Here is a 17,467-nt window from a genome sequence, read left to right on the forward strand (position 1 = left end):
CCTATTCATCCTGACGGGCATGTCTCGAATAGACATGTGGATGCCTTTTTGGAGCAAGTCTCGGGGTGGCGAAGGGATAGTGTGAAAAAGCGCCATTCACGCTATGCACAACAACAAGCAGCGACAGGAGTCATCCATGAGTGCAGCCAATCGCGGAGTCGTCTATAAGGGCCCAGGTGAAGTCGCCGTCGAATCTATTGCATATCCTGAGCTTGCGCTGGGGAATCGCAAATGTGAGCACGGTGTCATTCTTAAAGTCGTGACCACCAACATCTGTGGCAGTGACCAGCACATGGTGCGGGGGAGAACCACCGCGCCTGCGGGTCTGGTGTTGGGCCACGAAATCACCGGGCTGGTGATCGAGACCGGTCGCGACGTCGAGTTCATCAAGCCGGGCGACTTGGTGTCTGTGCCGTTCAACATCGCTTGCGGCCGCTGTCGTAACTGTAAATCCGGCAAGACCGGCATCTGCCTCAACGTCAATCCGTCGCGTCCAGGCGCTGCCTATGGGTACGTGGACATGGGCGGTTGGGTAGGCGGCCAGACGGAGTACGTCATGGTGCCCTATGCCGACTTCAACCTGCTGAAGTTCCCGGATGCCGATCAGGCCATGGAGAAGATCAAGGATCTGACCCTGCTCTCCGATATCTTCCCTACCGGTTTTCACGGCTGCGTAACGGCCGGCGTCGGACCGGGCAGTACCGTCTATATCGCTGGCGCGGGCCCGGTGGGGCTGGCCGCTGCGGTGTCCGCTCAACTGTTGGGCGCAGCCTGCGTGATCGTCGGCGATATGATCGAAGAGCGTCTGGCCCAGGCCCGCAGCTTTGGCTGTGAAACCCTCGACTTGACCCAAGACGGTGATATGGCCGACAAGATCGAGGCGATTCTCGGCGAGCGAGAGGTCGATGCCTTCGTCGACTGCGTGGGGTTCGAAGCCCACGCCTGCGGCTGTAACCATGGCAAAGAGGCGCCCGCCACGGTTCTCAACTCGGCCATGTCGCTGACCCGTGCGGGCGGGCAGATCGGTATTCCCGGTCTGTACGTGACCGAAGATCCAGGCGCGGCTGACGAGGCGGCCAAGCAGGGCGCGTTGAGCATGCGCTTTGGCCTCGGCTGGGCCAAGTCCCACAGCTTCCATACGGGGCAGTGCCCGGTGATGCAGTATCACCGTCCGCTGATGCAGGCGATCCTTTTCGGTAAGGTCAAGATCGCCGATGCGGTCAACGTACAGATGATCGATCTGGATCAGGCGCCCCAGGGCTATGCCGATTTCGATGGCGGTGCGGCCAAGAAATTCGTCATCGATCCCCACGGCAGCGTGGCTTGATCGCAGCAACGCCATAGCATCGGCTAAGGCAACGATCACGAACGGCACTCCACGGAGTGCCGTTTTTGTCGTGGATGGTGTGAGCCCGGCACTCTTTCCTTAGCGCGTATCGAGGCCGTTGAGAGAGTTGTTGAGAGAGTTGTTGAGTGCCCATCAAAAAGCTGGCCCGCGTTTGCGGGCCAGCTGCTGGGTGCCGTGTGGCTCACGCCTATTGATCAACCCTGGGCGAGCTTGAGCGACGGCTGGTCGTTTTCGAGATTCTCTAGCATGCGCGCGGCATACCAGTTGACGAAGTCGATCACGCCGAATTCGTAGGTTTCCGAGTACGGGCCGGGCTGGTAGGCCTTGGAATTGATACCACGCTGGTTCTCTTCCGCCAGCTGGCGATCCTGGTCGTTGGTGGCATCCCATACTTGGCGCAGCCGCTCGGGATCGTAGTCGACCCCCTCTACCGCATCTTTGTGCACCAGCCACTTGGTGGTCACCATGGTTTGCTGAGGGCCAATGGGCAGCACGCGGAACACCACCGCGTGATCGCCCATGAAGTGGTTCCAGGAGTTCGGGAGATGCAGAATGCGCAGCGAGCCCATGTCGGGGCTTTGTAGGCGTCCCATCAGCTTCTGGCTACCCGGTTTGCCATCCATGGTCATGGAGACGATACCGTCCAGCAGCGGTGTGCGGGTGAGGCGATTGCGCTTGCCATGCCGCTTTAGCTGATAAGGAACGCGCTCGGCATCCCAGTCCGCCTGCTTTTTGGCCACCAGCGCCTTGTAGGCGGGGGTGGCGCGGGGGTCGTCGGTATCGTCGAACTCCTGCAGCGAGTTGAGTAGCTCAGGGTGCGACCCGTTGCAGTGGTAGCATTCACGGTTGTTTTCGATCACCAGCTTCCAGTTGGCCTGCTCGACGATGGTGGACTCGACGGCCACCTTGACGTTATCCATCTGGTAGGGTTCGAGGTAGTGATCCAGGGTGGCGAGGAACTCATCGAACGCGGGCGGTTGTTCGCTCAAGTTGATGAAGATGAAACCGCCCGCCGTCTCTGCGTGGACCGGCTTGAGGCCGAACTGTTTGAGATCGAACTGGCTGCCCATTTCGCTGCCTGCGAACAGCAGGCGGCCGTCGAGCTCGTACGTCCACTGGTGGTAGGGGCAGACCAGCTTGGCGACCTTGCCTTTTTCTTTCAAACACAGACGCGAGCCGCGATGGCGGCAGACGTTGTGAAAGGCGTGAATGGTGCCGCCGTCGCCACGGACGATGACGATTGGGTTATCGCCGATGTCCAGGGTCATGAAGTTGCCCTTGGCGGGAATTTCGCAGGTCATGCCCGCAAACAGCCACTCTTTCTCGAACACTTCTTGCATGTCGAGCGCAAACAGCCGGGCATCGTTGTAAAACGGCTGCGGGAGCGAATAGGTCGTTTCGCGGGTTCGCAGCATTTGGGCCGTTGCCTCGCGCGCCGCTGCCAGCGGGTCTTCCATCATGTTCAACACACTTTTTTGCATACCAGTATCCTCGTGAACCACCGCTTTCCTGTTGAGGGCTGCGAGTCGGCCGTTAGTCAAGATCGTTTGTCTTGTTGTTGTGCTGCGTAACCTGGCGTTTTGTTCGACTGTGGTGCGATGTCTGTGGCTGATTGTGTTGCAGACGACCGTGGGCGAGTTATCCAGCCGCGACATACGGTGACGCAGTGGCGACTAAAAAAGTGATTTCTAAACGAGAGAGAGTGGCGCGAGGTAAGTGCGCGTCGCTGTCAGGTAAGTCTGCTGGGTTGGGCATCCCCAGAATGCTCGTCAACGGTACTGGTCGTGCAGCGACACGATCCGGTGATGCACAGCGATGAAGGCCGGTCAGGCAGAGGCGATAATGACAACCAATTTTTTCAATCCGGTCACGACCCAAACCTGGACCAACGGCCGTCACCAGGTGCGCTGCGTCAAGGTGATACAGGAAACGCAGGATGTGCGTACGTTCTGTTTCATGGCCGAGCAGCCGGTGATGTTCTTCTTCAAGCCCGGTCAGTTCGTCACGCTTGAGCTAGAGATCGACGGCCAGCCCGTCATGCGCTCGTATACGATCTCCAGCTCGCCCTCCATTCCCTATAGTTTTTCCATCACCGTCAAGCAGGTGCCGGGTGGCAAGGTCTCCAACTGGCTGCACGCCAACCTGAGGGTGGGTGATGAGTTGGTGGTGCACGGGCCGGTCGGTAACTTCAACTCCATCGATTTTCCCGCCGAGAAAGTCCTGTTCCTCTCCGGCGGTGTGGGTATCACCCCGCTAATGTCCATGACCCGCTGGCTGTTCGATACCAACGCCAGCGTCGACGTCGAGTTCGTACACAGCGCCCGCGCGCCTCGCGATGTCATCTACCATCGCGAGCTGGTGCACATGTTCTCGCGCATTCCTGAATTCAAGCTGCACATCATTTGTGAGAACAAAGACGATATCGGTGAAGCCTGGGCCGGTTACCGTGGCTACCTGACCAAGCCGCTGTTCGAACTCATCGTGCCGGACTTCATGGAGCGAGAGATTTTCTGCTGTGGCCCGACGCCCTACATGAATGCCATCAAGAATATTCTTCGTGCCAACGGCTTCGACATGAACCACTACCACGAAGAGTCGTTCGGTGCCACGCCGGTGGAGGTGCGCGAAGAGGTGCTCGAGCTTGCCGAGCAGGCCGAGGTCGCGGCCGAGCAGATCGACACCAGCGAGCTACACAGTATCGAGTTCGCCAGCTCCGGGAAAAGCGTTCGTATCCAACCCAGTGAGACGGTTCATGAAGCGGCCGCGAAGCTCGGTCTGCACATACCCAAGGCGTGCGGTATGGGTATTTGCGGCACCTGTCGGGTGGCGCTCAAGTCCGGTGACGTCGAGATGGAGCATAACGGCGGCATCACCGAGGAGGATGTCGAAGAGGGTTATATCTTGTCGTGCTGCAGTCGCCCGAAAGGCAACTTGGTGGTCGATTTCTAGCCATCGCGCGACGCTTTGATGTGCTTCTAACGCCCTGAACGGCTACTGACCGTTCGGGGCGTTTTGCTTGTTTTACGAGCCTGGCGATGGCGGGGAGTGGCCGGTAATTGGCGTGTTGGCGACGTTCGAGGTGGGGATGCCCACTGCGTAAAAGGCGCTGGACAAGACGATGTGTAGGGGCCGATGCAGCTCGTCTGGCTAAATGCCGAGCATGTCGCAAATGCATCCCCTGGTGACGTCGGTAAGCATCTTGGCGGTACCAACCAGCGATAGTATCGCCGTAACAACACGTGATAGCGCTCTAGCCCATGGTGGCCAAAGGCTCATCAGTATTGAACGCACTGCATGATAGTGAATAACAAGTGACGAATGAGGAGGCGATGATGCTTCAGAATAATTTTTCCCCCCGTGCCCGATTAGCCCAGTACGATACGCTGCTCGCCGAAGCCATGACCGAAGAAACGGCACGCCAGGAAGCGCATATCGAATTGATCGCCTCCGAAAACTACACCAGCAAGGTCGTCATGGAGGCCCAGGGGTCTCAGCTCACCAATAAGTACGCGGAGGGGTATCCGGGCCGCCGCTACTACGGTGGCTGCGAATACGTCGACAAAGTCGAAGCGCTCGCCATCGAGCGTGCCTGTGATCTGTTCAGCGCCAACTACGCCAACGTTCAGCCGCACTCCGGCGCCCAGGCCAACGCCGCGGTCTTCATGGCCCTGGTCTCTCCGGGTGATACCGTGCTGGGCATGAGCCTGGCCCACGGCGGCCACCTGACCCACGGTGCCGCGCCCAACTTCTCCGGCAAGCACTACAACGCCGTGCAGTATGGTCTCAAACCGGAGACCGGCGAGATCGATTACGAAGAGATGGAGCGTTTGGCCCGCGAGCACCGCCCCAAGATGATCATCGCAGGCTTCTCGGCCTACTCCCGCGTGGTGGACTGGCGGCGTTTTCGCGCCATCGCCGACGAAGTGGGCGCTTACCTGATGGTCGATATGGCCCACGTGGCGGGTCTGGTCGCGGCGGGTTTGTATCCCAGTCCCGTGCCCTACGCTCACGTCGTGACCACGACGACCCACAAGACGCTGCGCGGCCCCCGCGGCGGGCTGATTCTCTCGGCAGACGGTGACGAGTCACTCTACAAGAAGCTCAATGGCGCCGTCTTTCCCGGCCAGCAAGGCGGCCCACTCATGCACGTGATCGCGGCCAAGGCCGTGGCCTTCAAAGAGGCGATGAATCAGGACTTCGTGCGCTACCAGCAGAAGGTGATCGATAACGCCAAAGCGATGGCGGCCGTATTCGTCGAGCGCGGCTACGACGTGGTGTCTGGCGGCACCGACGACCATCTCTTCCTCGTGTCGCTGATTCGCCAGGGCATCACCGGTAAAGACGCGGATGCGGCCTTGGGTCGTGCGCACATTACGGTCAATAAAAACACCGTTCCCAACGATCCGCAAAGCCCCTTCGTGACCTCTGGCTTGCGTATTGGCACGCCCGCAGTCACTACGCGCGGATTCGATGCCGACGAGTGTGCCGAACTTGCGGAATGGATTTGCGACATTCTCGATGAGCTGGCCGCCGGCGTGGATACCACTCATATCGAAAGCCGGGTGCGTGCCAACGTGGCCGAGGTGTGTGCTCGTCACCCGGTGTATGGCGCTGCCGTTACTGAATCCGTCGAATCCATTGCTTGAATCGGCTTGCCGGCAGGGCCCGGCGCGGCTGAACTAAGGAGACCACTATGCAACGCTATTCCGGCTTCGGCCTGGTCAAGCACGCGCTGAGCCACCATGAGAACTGGGAGCGCCAATGGCGCAATCCCACGCCCAAGAAACAGTACGATGTGATTATCGTCGGTGGCGGCGGCCATGGTTTGGCCACGGCTTACTACTTAGCCAAAGAGTTCGGCGTCAAGAACGTCGCGGTGATCGAAAAAGGCTGGTTGGGCGGTGGCAATACCGCGCGTAATACCACCATCGTGCGTTCCAACTACTTGTGGGACGAGGCGGCGGCGCTTTACGAACACGCCATGAAACTGTGGGAAGGGCTCTCCCAGGATCTCAACTACAACGTCATGTTCTCGCAGCGGGGCGTGCTCAACCTGGGGCACACGCTGCAGGACATGCGCGATATCCAGCGCCGGGTGAATGCCAACCGCCTCAACGGTATCGACGGTGAAGTATTGGATGCCAAGGGCGTGCAAGCGCTGGTGCCCATCATGGACTGCTCCAAGAACGCCCGCTATCCGGTCATGGGTGCCTCCTGGCAGCCGCGTGCCGGTGTGGCTCGCCACGATGCCGTGGCCTGGGGCTACGCCCGGGGTGCCGATGCTCACGGCGTGGACATCCTTCAGCAGACCGAAGTCACCGGCTTCAAGATCCGTGACGGCAAGATCTACGGCGTGCACACCAATCGTGGTGACATCGAGGCCAAGACCGTGGGCTGCGTGGCCGCCGGTAACTCCAGCGTGTTGGCCAAGATGGCGGGCTTCAACTTGCCGCTGGAGTCCCATCCGCTGCAGGCGTTGGTCTCCGAGCCGATCAAGCCGATTCTCGACACCGTCGTGATGTCCAACCACGTCCACGGCTATGTCAGCCAATCCGACAAGGGGGATTTGGTGATCGGTGCGGGTATCGACGGCTACAACGGCTACGGCCAGCGCGGCAGCTACCCGACCGTGGAGCATACGCTCCAAGCGATCGTCGAGATGTTCCCGATCTTCTCTCGGGTGCGCATGAACCGTCAGTGGGGCGGTATCGTGGATACCTGTCCGGACGCCTGCCCGATCATTTCCAAGACGCCGGTCAAAGGCCTCTACTTCAACTGCGGTTGGGGCACCGGCGGCTTCAAAGCGACCACGGGGTCGGGGCACGTTTTCGCTGCCAGCCTCGCCAAAGGGGAGATGCATCCGATTGCCGAGCCGTTCTCCATGTTCCGCTTCCACAGCGGTGCACTGATCGACGAACACGGCGCTGCCGGTGTGGCCCACTAGGGTTTGTAAGCGAGGAGAATTCGCATGTTCTATATCTATTGCCCTTACTGCGGCGAACACCGTGAAGAAGAGGAGTTTCACCCCAAGGGTCAGGCGCACATCGAGCGTCCCAAACAGCCCGAGGAGTGCAGCGACGAAGAGTGGGGAGACTATCTGTTCTTCCGCGACAATCCGCGCGGCGTGCACCACGAAATGTGGGTGCATGCAGTGGGGTGCCGTAAGTTCTTCAACGTCACGCGTCACACGGTGAGCTACGAAATTCTCGAGACCTACAAGATGGGTGAGCAGCCGTCGATCACGGCCGAGAGCCAGACAGCGCCTCGCGAAGCGGTCGCGGAGAGTCGTCCAGAAGGAGTGCGGGCATGAGCCAGTCCAAGCAACAAGCCTACCGCCTTGACACTGGCGGCCGTATCGATCGCTCACGCACGCTGAGCTTCACCTTCAATGGCCAGCGTTATCAAGGCCAGGCAGGAGATACCCTGGCGTCAGCCCTGTTGGCCAACGGTGTCGATATCGTCAATCGCAGCTTCAAATACTCACGGCCCCGCGGCATCGTGGCGGCGGGAGCCGAAGAGCCCAATGCCATCGTGCAGCTAGGCAGCAGCGAAGCGGCCCAGGTGCCTAACGTGCGTGCGACCCAGCAGGCGCTGTTCGACGGCTTGACCGCCCGCAGCACCAACGGCTGGCCGAACGTGCAGCGCGACATGATGGGGCTGGTGGGCAAGATCGGCGGTCAGTTCATGCCGCCCGGCTTCTACTACAAGACTTTCATGGCCCCGGCGTCGATGTGGATGACGTATGAAAAGTACATCCGCAAGGCGGCGGGACTGGGCCGCAGCCCCCTGGAGAACGATCCGGACAGCTACGACCACCTCCACCAGCACTGCGACGTGCTGGTGGTGGGCGCCGGTGCGGCAGGCCTGTCGGCCGCCCTGGCAGCGGCACGCAGCGGTGCGCGAGTGATCGTCGCCGACGAGCAAGAGGAAATGGGCGGATCGCTGCTGGATACCCGTGAGATGCTGGCAGGCAACCCCGCCGATCAGTGGGTCGCCCAGGTACTCGACGAACTGGCGGGCTGTGACAACGTCACGCTGCTCCCGCGCACCACGGCGAACGGCTACCACGACCATAACTTCGTCACGCTGCACGAGCGGCGTACCGAGCATCTGGGGGAGACCGCGCCGGTGGTCCACGGCCATCGCCCGGTGCGCTCGCGCATGCATCGCGTACGCGCCGGTCAGGTCATCTTGGCCACGGGCGCCCATGAGCGGCCGCTGGTCTATGCCGGTAACGACATTCCCGGCAACCTGCTGGCCGGGGCCGTGTCCACCTATATCCGTCGCTATGGCGTGGTGCCCGGTCGCCGTTTGGTGCTCTCCACCAGCAATGACTACGGCTATCGCGCGGCTCTCGATTGGAAAGAGGCGGGCCATGACGTGGTAGCGATCGTCGATGCCCGTGAAGCACCGAAGGGCGATTGGATCGACGCTGCTCGCGCCCAGGGTATCAAGATCGTCACCGGCAGTGCCGTGATCGAGGCCAAAGGCAGCAACCGGGTCACCGCGGCGCGCGTCGCCCCTATCGATATCGACGCGTTCAAGGTGAACGGCGCGGTGCAAGAGCTAGCTTGCGATACCATCGCCAGCTCCGGCGGGTACAGCCCCGTGATTCACTTGGCGTCTCATACGGGCGCGCGGCCGACCTGGCGTGACGAGATCATCGGTTTCGTGCCGGGGCTCGTGAAAGGCGTCCAGGCCTGCGGCGGTGCCAACGGCACCTATGCCTTGGGTGACGTGCTCGCGGCGGGCATCGAAGCGGGCATCAAGGCAGCGGCGGCCATGGGTAAAACCACCCAGGTCGTCAATGCGCCCAGCGTCGAGCCGTTGCAGCAGGGCCAGGCGGTGGCGCTGTTCCAAGTGCCCCACGAGAAAGCGACGACGCGTGCGCCGAAGCAGTTCGTCGATCTGCAGAACGACGTGACGGCGGCCGGTATCGAGCTGGCGACCCGCGAGGGCTTCGAGTCCATCGAGCATGTCAAGCGCTACACCGCCATGGGCTTCGGTACCGACCAGGGCAAGCTGGGTAACATCAACGGCATGGCGATTGCGGCCCGCTGCCTGAGACGCTCGATTCCTGAGGTCGGCACCACGGTCTTCCGTCCCAACTATACCCCGGTGACGTTTGGCGCCATCGTCGGTCGACACTGCCGCGAACTCTTCGATCCTGAGCGCTACACGGCGCTGCATCAGTGGCACGTCGAGCGCGGCGCCGAATTCGAGGACGTCGGCCAGTGGAAGCGGCCGTGGTACTACCCGCAGAAGGTCAATGGCAAAACCGAAACGATGCATGAGGCCGTGGCGCGTGAGTGCCTGGCGGTGCGCGAAAAGGTCGGCATCCTCGACGCCTCGACGCTGGGCAAGATCGACATTCAAGGCCCCGACGCCCGTGAGTTTCTGGCGCGGGTCTATACCAACAAATGGGAAAAACTGGCGGTGGGCAAGTGCCGCTACGGCTTGATGTGTAAAGACGACGGGATGGTGACCGACGACGGCGTCACGAGCTGTCTGGCCGAGAACCATTTCCTGATGACCACCACGACCGGCGGCGCGGCGGCCATTCTCGAGTGGCTGGAGCTGTGGCATCAAACCGAGTGGCCGGAGCTGGACGTCTACTTCACCTCGGTGACCGACCACTGGGCCACGATGACCGTCACCGGTCCCGAGGCGCGCAAGCTGCTCTCCGAGATCACCGACATCGATCTCGATCGGGACGGCTTCAAGTTCATGGAGTGGCGCTCTGGCAAGGTGGCCGACGTACCGGCGCGGGTATTCCGCATCTCCTTCACCGGCGAGCTGACCTTCGAGATCAACGTCCAGGCCAACTACGCCATGCACGTATGGCAAACGCTGTTCAAACATGGTGAAAAGTATGGCCTGACGCCCTACGGCACCGAAACCATGCACGTGCTGCGCGCTGAAAAGGGCTTCATCATCGTGGGGCAGGAGACCGATGGCTCGGTGACGCCAGAAGATCTGGGCATGCACTGGTGCGTCGGCTACGACAAGCCGTTTTCCTGGATTGGCAAGCGGGCGCTGACGCGTAGCGACACCAAGCGTGAGAATCGTAAGCAGCTGGTGGGGCTCAGGCCGAAGGATCCCAAGGTCGTCCTCGAAGAGGGGGCGCAGATCGTGTTCGACCCGAACCACGCGATTCCCATGCCCATGGCAGGGCACGTGACCTCCAGCTACTACAGCCCGACGCTGGGTGCAGGGTTTGCCCTTGCCGTGGTCAAAGGCGGCCTCAAGAAGATGGGAGAGACGGTCTACCTCCCCATGGCCGATGGCCAAACCCATGAAGCCGAAATCGTCAGCTCCGTTTTCTACGACCCGAAGGGAGAGCGCCAGAATGTCTAATGCGGCCACTTTTGACACCCGTACCGATACCGCTGTTCCAGTGGAGTCACCGCTCGCCTACAGCTACCGGCGCAGCGGCGCCCCACGGGGCAGCAGTTATCGGCTGAAAATACGCGAACGTGCAATGCTCGGCCATCTGGTGCTGCGGGGAGGTGCCATCGTGCTCGACGAAGCGGTGCGCGACGTGCTAGGCATTGGCTTGCCGGGGCGCCCGCAGGCGCTAGTGCACGATGCCAGCGGCGAGCGCTCCATTCAGTGGCTCTCCCCGGACGAGTGGCTGGTGATCGTGCCCGGTGGCGAGGAGTATCCGCTGGAAACCAAGCTGCGCGAGCGTCTGGCTGATGCGCACTTCGCCATCAGCGACGTCAGCGGCGGGCAGACCCTGCTCGAACTCACCGGCGAGGCGGCCCGAGAGCTGTTGATGAAAACGGTGGTCTACGACGTCCATCCCAGCCATTTTCCTGTCGGCAAGGGGGTGACGACCGTCTTCGCCAAGGCGACCGTCAATCTACGTCGCCCCAGTGAAGAGTGCTGGGAGCTCGTGATACGCCGTAGCTTCGCCGACTACTCTTATCGCTGGTTGCTGGATGCAGCCGCCGAGTATGGCGTTCACGTAGAACAATGAGCGGACCCGCCGGAACGGCGTTCCGGCGGTGATCGTCTGCCCTCATCGAGAGACACATTATGAGCCGAATGAGCGATACCTGGATTCTTGCCGCCCAGTGCCCGAGCCGTTTGGGAACGGTCGACGTCGTGACGCGCTTTTTGAAAGAGCAGCAGTGCTACATCACCGAGTTGAACTCGTTCGATGATCGGTTGGGTGGACGCTTCTTCATTCGCGCCGAGTTTCGTCCGGAGTGCGATACGTTCGACGAAGCGCGCTTCGACGCTGATTTTCTGGCCAGGGCGCGGGAGTTCGACATGCAGTTCGAACTGACCGCGCCGGGCAAGCGCACCGGGGCCGTGATCATGGTCTCCAAGGCCGATCACTGCCTGAACGACCTGCTCTATCGCTATCGCACGGGGCAGCTGGCGCTGGACATCAAAGCCGTGGTCTCCAACCATCCGGACCTGGAGCCACTGGCGGCGTGGCACGGTTTGCCTTACTACTATCTGCCGATCACCCCCGAAACGAAGCTGCAGCAGGAAGCCCAGGTACGCGACATCATCGCCGAGACCGACGCCGAGCTGGTGGTGCTGGCCCGCTACATGCAAGTGCTGTCTCCTTCCATGTGCGAGTTGCTGGCGGGACGCGCTATCAATATCCATCACTCGCTGCTGCCCGGCTTCAAAGGGGCCAAACCCTACCACCAGGCCTATGAAAAAGGGGTCAAGCTGGTGGGTGCCACGGCGCACTATATCAACAACGACCTCGACGAGGGCCCGATCATCGCCCAAGGGGTCGAGTCGGTCGATCATACGCACTATCCCGAAGACCTGGTGGCCAAGGGGCGTGATATCGAGTGTTTGACCCTGGCAAGGGCGATTAGCTACCACTTGGAGCGCCGCGTGTTTTTCTACTCGGGTCGCACGGTGGTGTTCGGTAACTGATACGTTGACGGGCGCTCGTCGAGCGCCCGTCATGGCTTGCCCATGACACCTTGCCCAACCAAGACATCGAACGGCGCACACGCCGTTCGACACCGACCGTCGTTTTAACCATCGTTCGTTCACTCATTCTAGGTATCAGGCACGGCCTGATGTCCTCCCGTGCATAGGTAAAGAGGTGCTCCAATGCCTATCAGTGTTTTCGACCTCTTTAAGATTGGAGTCGGTCCCTCCAGTTCGCATACCGTCGGGCCCATGCTGGCCGCCTATACGTACGTGACCCAGCTAAGAGATCGACAGCTGCTCAACGACGTCGGGCATCTGGACGTACATCTCTACGGATCGCTCTCAGCCACGGGGGTCGGGCACGCGACCGATCACGCCATCATCATGGGGTTGCTGGGTGAGAGGCCCGACACGATCGATCCTGCAGTGATCGAGCCGTCGATCGAGCGCTTGAAAGCATCTCGGTCGTTGAGTCTCGGTCGTCAGAAAGAGGTGCCCTTCGACTGGGACGCGGACATTCATTTCCACGAAGAGAGCCTGCCACATCACCCCAATGCCATGCGGCTGGCCGCGTACACGTCGGAAGGCGCGGTGCTCTACGACAATACCTACTACTCGGTGGGGGGCGGCTTCGTCGTGGAGCAGTCCCAGGTAGACAAGCCGCTGGACGACCTCGATGGCGTCGTGCTGCCCTATAACTTCGATACCGCCGATGAGCTCTTGTCGCTCTGCAAGCATCACGGGCTGCGGGTCAGCCAGCTGATGCTGGAGAACGAGAAGGTGTGGCGCAGCGAAGATGAGATCAGAAACGAGCTATGGCGTATCTGGCAAGTGATGTGTGAGTGCATCGACAACGGGCTGACCCACGAAGGCATTCTACCGGGCGGCCTAAAAGTGAAGCGTAGGGCAAAGCTGCTCTATCAGCGTCTGCAAACCGCAGAGCAGAACGACTGCCTGATTGCCTCGACCTTCTCGGCCATGGAGTGGGTGAACATCTTCGCTCTGGCGGTCAACGAGGAGAACGCGGCTGGCGGGCGCATGGTCACGGCGCCTACCAACGGCGCGGCGGGTATCATCCCCGCCGTTCTCCACTACTACATGAAGTTCCAGCCCAACGCCTGTGAAAAGCAGGTGGTGGACTTTCTGCTGGCCGCGGGCGCCATCGGCATTCTCTGCAAGAAGAATGCGTCGATCTCTGGGGCTGAAGTGGGCTGCCAGGGTGAGGTGGGCTCCGCCTGTGCCATGGCGGCCGCTGGCCTGGCCGACGTGATGGGGGCAACGCCCGAGCAGGTCGAACACGCCGCCGAAATTGGCTTGGAGCACAACTTGGGGCTGACCTGCGATCCCGTCGGCGGGCTGGTGCAAGTCCCCTGTATCGAGCGCAATGCGATTGCCACGGTCAAGGCCATCAATGCCGCGCAGATGGCGCTGCGGGGCGATGGCACGCACTTCATCTCGCTGGATAAAGTGATCCGCACCATGCGTGATACGGGTAAAGACATGCTCGATAAATATAAGGAAACCTCCAAAGGCGGGCTGGCCGTCAATGCCATCGAATGCTGATACCGCAAAAGGCTAGAGAAAGGGTCGGAGAAAGGGCTGGGGAAAGAGCGTTAAAGGCGTCTTGCACAGGCATCGTGGGCATTCGCGACAAAATCCACTAGGATAGGCGCTTTTTTCCGACAGGGTAGATGGTCATGGCGTCTTCGGGACAACCTCGCATTCAGTGGCTGGGCCGCTGGGGCTTCATGCTGGCGGCCACCGGCTCGGCGGTGGGGCTGGGCAATATTTGGAAATTCCCCTACATCACCGGCGAGTACGGTGGCGGGGCCTTCGTGTTGGTCTACTTGGCGTGTATTTTGGCGGTGGGCGTGCCGGTCATGATGACGGAAATCGCCTTCGGCCGCCGGGGGCGCGGGAGCCCCATCGACGCCATACGTCGCGTGGTCACCGAATCTGGAGGGTCGTCGGCCTGGTCGCTGCTGGGTTGGATGGCCATGCTCTGCGGCTTCATGATTCTGTCGTTCTACGTCGTGGTGGCGGGCTGGTCGTTCTCTTACCTATGGAAGATGCTCTCCGGCGGCTTGGCGGGGTCCAGCGTGGACGACATGGCGGCCGTGTTCGGCGCCAACAACGCGAACCCCTTTGCGCTCGGCGGCTGGAGCACCCTGGTCACGCTGCTGACCATGTTCATCGTCGGTAAAGGCGTTCAAGAGGGTATCGAGAAAAACGTCAGCTGGATGATGCCTGGCCTCGTGCTGATGCTCTTGCTGCTGATCGCCTTCGGGATATTTTCTGGCGGCTTCGGCGATGCGGTCGCGTTCCTGTTCTCCTTCAAGGCGGGCAGCCTCTCCAGCGAAGGGATGCTGGCGGCGCTGGGCCACGCGTTTTTTACCCTCTCGCTGGCGTCGGGAGCGATTCTGACGTACGGCAGCTACCTGCCCAAAGGTGCCTCCATTGGCCGCACCACTTTGAGCGTGGCCGTGGCCGATACCGTGGTGGCGCTGATGGCGGGGCTGGCGATCTTCCCGGTGATTTTTGCCAACGGTATGAATCCCGGCGAAGGCCCGGGCCTGCTCTTCATGAGCCTGCCGTTGGCGTTTCAGGCCATGCCGCTGGGGTCGCTGTTTGGCGTGCTGTTCTTCTTGATGCTCTCCATGGCCGCGCTCACCTCGTCGATCTCCATGGTGGAAGCGACGGTCTCTTGGCTGTGCGATAACAAAGGCATGAGCCGTCGGTCGGCAGCTTGGGCCACCGGCATCGTGCTGTGGCTGATCAGCACGCTGGCGATGCTGTCGTTCAACCTGGGCGCAGACTGGACGCTGGCGGGCAAGCACTTCTTCGACTGGTTGGACTACCTCACCTCGCGCTGGATGATGCCGTTGGGTGGCCTGGGTATGGTGCTGCTGGCGGGCTTCGTGCTGAACAGCGAGACCTTCCGCGACGAGCTGGGTCTTGCGCCACTGCCCTATGCACTGTGGCTGGCCATGGTGCGCTATGTGAGCCCGCTGGGCATTCTGGTGATCTTCGTCGATGCTCTCGGGCTGTACCAGGTGTCGTTTGCGGCCCACTGGCCGGTGCTGCTAGCGCTGTTGGTGCTCGTGGCCGTGGTGGGCGAAGCCATTAGCCCGCGTCTTCGCCGAGCGCTTTCTTCCCGCTAAGCGCTGCTGCGCTTCTCGTCTCGCCCTGGCCTCAGCGATGGCGCCAGGGTGAGTGCCTGCCTCCATTAACTCATCCCAACACGTGGTATAGCGCTTGGAGCGATGCGCACAGCGCAGCTGCCAAGGTGCGTCGGCATCGGTCATACCAAAGCGTAGCGTACCTTGCCCCATCTTCTGGTTGATGGCGTCGACCGTCTTCATCAAGTGCGGGTGTGCTTTGGCGGCAGGCTGTAGCAGCGAGAGTTGATACTGCTGCGCATCCACCAAATCCAGCAGCATCACGCCCGCTTTCATGAACTGAAAGCCGGGCAGGTACATCTGGTCGAGCCCTTCGCGAACGGCCTCCAAGAGGATACGGGTATCGTCGGTAGGCGCGTCGAGTGGAATCATCGCGCTGGGCGAGCGCTGCGGTTGATCTTTGCGGTGGCGGTTGGTATTCAAGAACAGCATCACCGCGCGGGCCAGGCTGCCCTGCTGACGCAGTTTTTCGGCGCTGCGCTGGGCGTGGCGGCGCAGCGCCGCGTGCAGGTCCGCTTTGACGCCGGTGGCTTGACCGAACGAGCGTGAGGTCATGATGCGTTGACGGGGCTGCTCCACGGCGTTCATCTCCAGGCAGGGCGTACCGCGTAGTTCCAGTGCGGTGCGTGCCACTACCACGGAAAAGCGTTTGCGCAGCTGTTTCGGGTCGCACTCACGCAGGTCCCAGGCGGTGCGAATACCGCTCACCGCTAGCCGCTCCGCCAAGCGTCGCCCGACCCCCCACACGTCGCTAACGGCGAGCTGTTTGAGCAGCACATGGGTGGTCGCGCTATCGCCTTGAAGTAGACATACCCCTTCATAATGCGGCTGTTTTTTCGCTACGTGGTTGGCCAGCTTGGCCAGCGTGTGCGTCGGCGCAAGGCCCACGCACACGGGCAGCCCTAAATGGCGGCGAATACGGCGGCGCAGCGCTGCACCGATGGCTTGGCACTGGGCATCGTCGAAGCCGTCCAAGTAGATGAACATCTCGTCGATGGAGTAGGGGGCGACCTCGGGACAGGCATCGCGCAGTAGCTGGGCCAGCCTTGCCGACATATCGCCATACAGCTCGTAGTTGGAAGAGAGCAGGTGAATCACTCCGCGTCGGCGCAGCCCCTCTAACTGGTAGGCGGGCGTGCCCATGGCGATCTCCATGGCTTTCATCTCCGCCGAACGGGCAATCACACAGCCATCGTTATTCGACATCACGCCCACCGGCTTGCCTTCTAGCGCTGGGTTGAACACCCGCTCGCAGGAGACATAGAAGTTATTGGCATCTACCAGCCCGATCATGGCAGGTACTCGTGTATGACGGCACGCACCACGCCCCAGTGCTGACAGTCGGTGTCTTCCAGTGGCAGCGGCGGGTAGTGGGGGTGGGCAGAGCAGAGGTGTGGCGTGCCGCGATACAGCGCGTAGCGTTTGATCAGCACTTCGTTATCGAACATGGCCACGAGGATATGCCCTAAGCGGGGCGTGACGCTGCGGTCGACGACCAGTAAATCTCCCTCGAAGATGCCCCAGCCCTCCATGCTGTCGCCAGCGGCGGTGAGGTAAAACGTCTGGGTGGGATGTTTGATCAGCCGCGCATTGAGGTCGAGGGTGCGCGGCTCATAGTCTTGTGCCGGAGAAGGAAAGCCACTAAAGCCTGCGCGGCCTCGCAAGGGAGGAAACGGCAGCGGCTGAGACGTTAACGGCAAGGCTGTCGCAACGGGGGCGAGTTGAGACGGCATCGTCGGTATCCTCGAGAATGAATGGTGTGTTTATATACAGTATAAATAAACAGTATTTATCCACGAGGTAAAAATTGCAAGCTCGCCTCTTAGCGGGCCAGCCACAGCCCCACGACCAGGGCACTAATGACCGTGATAAAAAACACAAGGTTGCGAACGCGGGTATCGCGGCGAGGTTTCATGGCAATCTCCATCAAAAAATAATCGGCGTCGTGGCCCGTGGCCGCGTAAAAGCAGCGCAAGCGCTGCGTCGAGCATGGTAACGTTTGCATCCTAATGTTTGCATCCATAGCGTC

Annotated in this window: 14 protein-coding genes; 10 read left to right on the forward strand and 4 right to left on the reverse strand. The window is 61.0% G+C overall.

Annotated elements, in window-relative coordinates; all coding sequences use genetic code 11:
• Positions 1-136 precede the first annotated feature (136 nt).
• Positions 137-1,327: a formaldehyde dehydrogenase, glutathione-independent gene (gene fdhA, locus GYM47_RS05740; RefSeq protein ID WP_153842381.1), complete on the forward strand. Its 1,191-nt coding sequence runs from the start codon at positions 137-139 to the stop codon at positions 1,325-1,327.
• Between the two features lie 215 nt (positions 1,328-1,542).
• Here the strand turns inward: fdhA and GYM47_RS05745 are convergent, their stop codons facing one another.
• Positions 1,543-2,829 (reverse strand): aromatic ring-hydroxylating oxygenase subunit alpha, encoded by a 1,287-nt coding sequence (locus GYM47_RS05745; protein ID WP_153842382.1) that lies wholly within the window; start codon positions 2,827-2,829, stop codon positions 1,543-1,545.
• A gap of 361 nt (positions 2,830-3,190) precedes the next feature.
• On the opposite strand from GYM47_RS05745, the gene GYM47_RS05750 reads away from it, so the two are divergent.
• The 9 genes from GYM47_RS05750 to GYM47_RS05790 all read left to right on the forward strand — a co-directional run bounded on the left by GYM47_RS05750 (position 3,191) and on the right by GYM47_RS05790 (position 15,420).
• Positions 3,191-4,297: an FAD-binding oxidoreductase gene (locus GYM47_RS05750; RefSeq protein ID WP_153842383.1), complete on the forward strand. Its 1,107-nt coding sequence runs from the start codon at positions 3,191-3,193 to the stop codon at positions 4,295-4,297.
• A gap of 383 nt (positions 4,298-4,680) precedes the next feature.
• Complete coding sequence (glyA, locus tag GYM47_RS05755) at positions 4,681-5,994, forward strand: serine hydroxymethyltransferase (protein WP_153842384.1); 1,314 nt, start codon at positions 4,681-4,683, stop codon at positions 5,992-5,994.
• Between the two features lie 47 nt (positions 5,995-6,041).
• Complete coding sequence (locus GYM47_RS05760) at positions 6,042-7,292, forward strand: sarcosine oxidase subunit beta family protein (RefSeq protein ID WP_153842385.1); 1,251 nt, start codon at positions 6,042-6,044, stop codon at positions 7,290-7,292.
• 24 nt (positions 7,293-7,316) lie between these two features.
• The gene (locus GYM47_RS05765) at positions 7,317-7,658 is read left to right on the forward strand and encodes a sarcosine oxidase subunit delta (RefSeq protein WP_139525521.1); all 342 of its coding nucleotides are present in this window, start codon (positions 7,317-7,319) and stop codon (positions 7,656-7,658) included.
• Positions 7,655-10,705, forward strand: a complete 3,051-nt coding sequence (locus tag GYM47_RS05770) for a sarcosine oxidase subunit alpha family protein (protein ID WP_153842386.1) — start codon at positions 7,655-7,657, stop codon at positions 10,703-10,705. Before GYM47_RS05765 ends, GYM47_RS05770 begins: the two co-directional genes overlap by 4 nt.
• Positions 10,698-11,330: a sarcosine oxidase subunit gamma gene (locus GYM47_RS05775; RefSeq protein ID WP_139525523.1), complete on the forward strand. Its 633-nt coding sequence runs from the start codon at positions 10,698-10,700 to the stop codon at positions 11,328-11,330. The genes GYM47_RS05770 and GYM47_RS05775 overlap by 8 nt, the downstream gene beginning before the upstream one ends.
• Before the next feature lie 59 nt (positions 11,331-11,389).
• Positions 11,390-12,256, forward strand: a complete 867-nt coding sequence (purU, locus tag GYM47_RS05780) for a formyltetrahydrofolate deformylase (RefSeq protein ID WP_153842387.1) — start codon at positions 11,390-11,392, stop codon at positions 12,254-12,256.
• A gap of 183 nt (positions 12,257-12,439) precedes the next feature.
• Entirely contained in the window at positions 12,440-13,822 is a 1,383-nt protein-coding gene (locus GYM47_RS05785; protein ID WP_153842388.1) for an L-serine ammonia-lyase, read from the forward strand.
• Between the two features lie 134 nt (positions 13,823-13,956).
• The gene (locus GYM47_RS05790; RefSeq protein WP_153842389.1) at positions 13,957-15,420 is read left to right on the forward strand and encodes a sodium-dependent transporter; all 1,464 of its coding nucleotides are present in this window, start codon (positions 13,957-13,959) and stop codon (positions 15,418-15,420) included.
• Here GYM47_RS05790 and GYM47_RS05795 read toward each other — a convergent pair.
• The 3 genes from GYM47_RS05795 to GYM47_RS05805 all read right to left on the reverse strand — a co-directional run bounded on the left by GYM47_RS05795 (position 15,343) and on the right by GYM47_RS05805 (position 17,443).
• Positions 15,343-16,731 carry a Y-family DNA polymerase gene (locus tag GYM47_RS05795; RefSeq protein WP_153842390.1) on the reverse strand — a complete coding sequence of 463 codons (1,389 nt, stop codon included), beginning with the start codon at positions 16,729-16,731 and terminating at the stop codon, positions 15,343-15,345. The two genes, GYM47_RS05790 and GYM47_RS05795, sit on opposite strands and share 78 nt — an antisense overlap.
• Positions 16,728-17,171 (reverse strand): LexA family protein, encoded by a 444-nt coding sequence (locus GYM47_RS05800; protein ID WP_139525528.1) that lies wholly within the window; start codon positions 17,169-17,171, stop codon positions 16,728-16,730. The genes GYM47_RS05795 and GYM47_RS05800 overlap by 4 nt, the downstream gene beginning before the upstream one ends.
• Positions 17,172-17,260: 89 nt before the next feature.
• Complete coding sequence (locus tag GYM47_RS05805; protein ID WP_139525529.1) at positions 17,261-17,443, reverse strand: hypothetical protein; 183 nt, start codon at positions 17,441-17,443, stop codon at positions 17,261-17,263.
• Positions 17,444-17,467: the final 24 nt, after the last annotated feature.

Source organism: Vreelandella piezotolerans, assembly GCF_012427705.1.
Taxonomy (GTDB): domain Bacteria; phylum Pseudomonadota; class Gammaproteobacteria; order Pseudomonadales; family Halomonadaceae; genus Vreelandella; species Vreelandella piezotolerans.

What these genes read in the sequence shown, in the direction of transcription:
- fdhA (WP_153842381.1), top strand. Translation starts at nt 137, where the DNA reads ATGAGTGCAGCCAATCGCGGAGTCGTCTATAAGGGCCCAGGTGAAGTC.
- GYM47_RS05745 (WP_153842382.1), bottom strand. Translation starts at nt 2,829, where the DNA reads ATGCAAAAAAGTGTGTTGAACATGATGGAAGACCCGCTGGCAGCGGCG.
- GYM47_RS05750 (WP_153842383.1), top strand. Translation starts at nt 3,191, where the DNA reads ATGACAACCAATTTTTTCAATCCGGTCACGACCCAAACCTGGACCAAC.
- glyA (WP_153842384.1), top strand. Translation starts at nt 4,681, where the DNA reads ATGCTTCAGAATAATTTTTCCCCCCGTGCCCGATTAGCCCAGTACGAT.
- GYM47_RS05760 (WP_153842385.1), top strand. Translation starts at nt 6,042, where the DNA reads ATGCAACGCTATTCCGGCTTCGGCCTGGTCAAGCACGCGCTGAGCCAC.
- GYM47_RS05765 (WP_139525521.1), top strand. Translation starts at nt 7,317, where the DNA reads ATGTTCTATATCTATTGCCCTTACTGCGGCGAACACCGTGAAGAAGAG.
- GYM47_RS05770 (WP_153842386.1), top strand. Translation starts at nt 7,655, where the DNA reads ATGAGCCAGTCCAAGCAACAAGCCTACCGCCTTGACACTGGCGGCCGT.
- GYM47_RS05775 (WP_139525523.1), top strand. Translation starts at nt 10,698, where the DNA reads ATGTCTAATGCGGCCACTTTTGACACCCGTACCGATACCGCTGTTCCA.
- purU (WP_153842387.1), top strand. Translation starts at nt 11,390, where the DNA reads ATGAGCCGAATGAGCGATACCTGGATTCTTGCCGCCCAGTGCCCGAGC.
- GYM47_RS05785 (WP_153842388.1), top strand. Translation starts at nt 12,440, where the DNA reads ATGCCTATCAGTGTTTTCGACCTCTTTAAGATTGGAGTCGGTCCCTCC.
- GYM47_RS05790 (WP_153842389.1), top strand. Translation starts at nt 13,957, where the DNA reads ATGGCGTCTTCGGGACAACCTCGCATTCAGTGGCTGGGCCGCTGGGGC.
- GYM47_RS05795 (WP_153842390.1), bottom strand. Translation starts at nt 16,731, where the DNA reads ATGATCGGGCTGGTAGATGCCAATAACTTCTATGTCTCCTGCGAGCGG.
- GYM47_RS05800 (WP_139525528.1), bottom strand. Translation starts at nt 17,171, where the DNA reads ATGCCGTCTCAACTCGCCCCCGTTGCGACAGCCTTGCCGTTAACGTCT.
- GYM47_RS05805 (WP_139525529.1), bottom strand. Translation starts at nt 17,443, where the DNA reads ATGCAAACGTTACCATGCTCGACGCAGCGCTTGCGCTGCTTTTACGCG.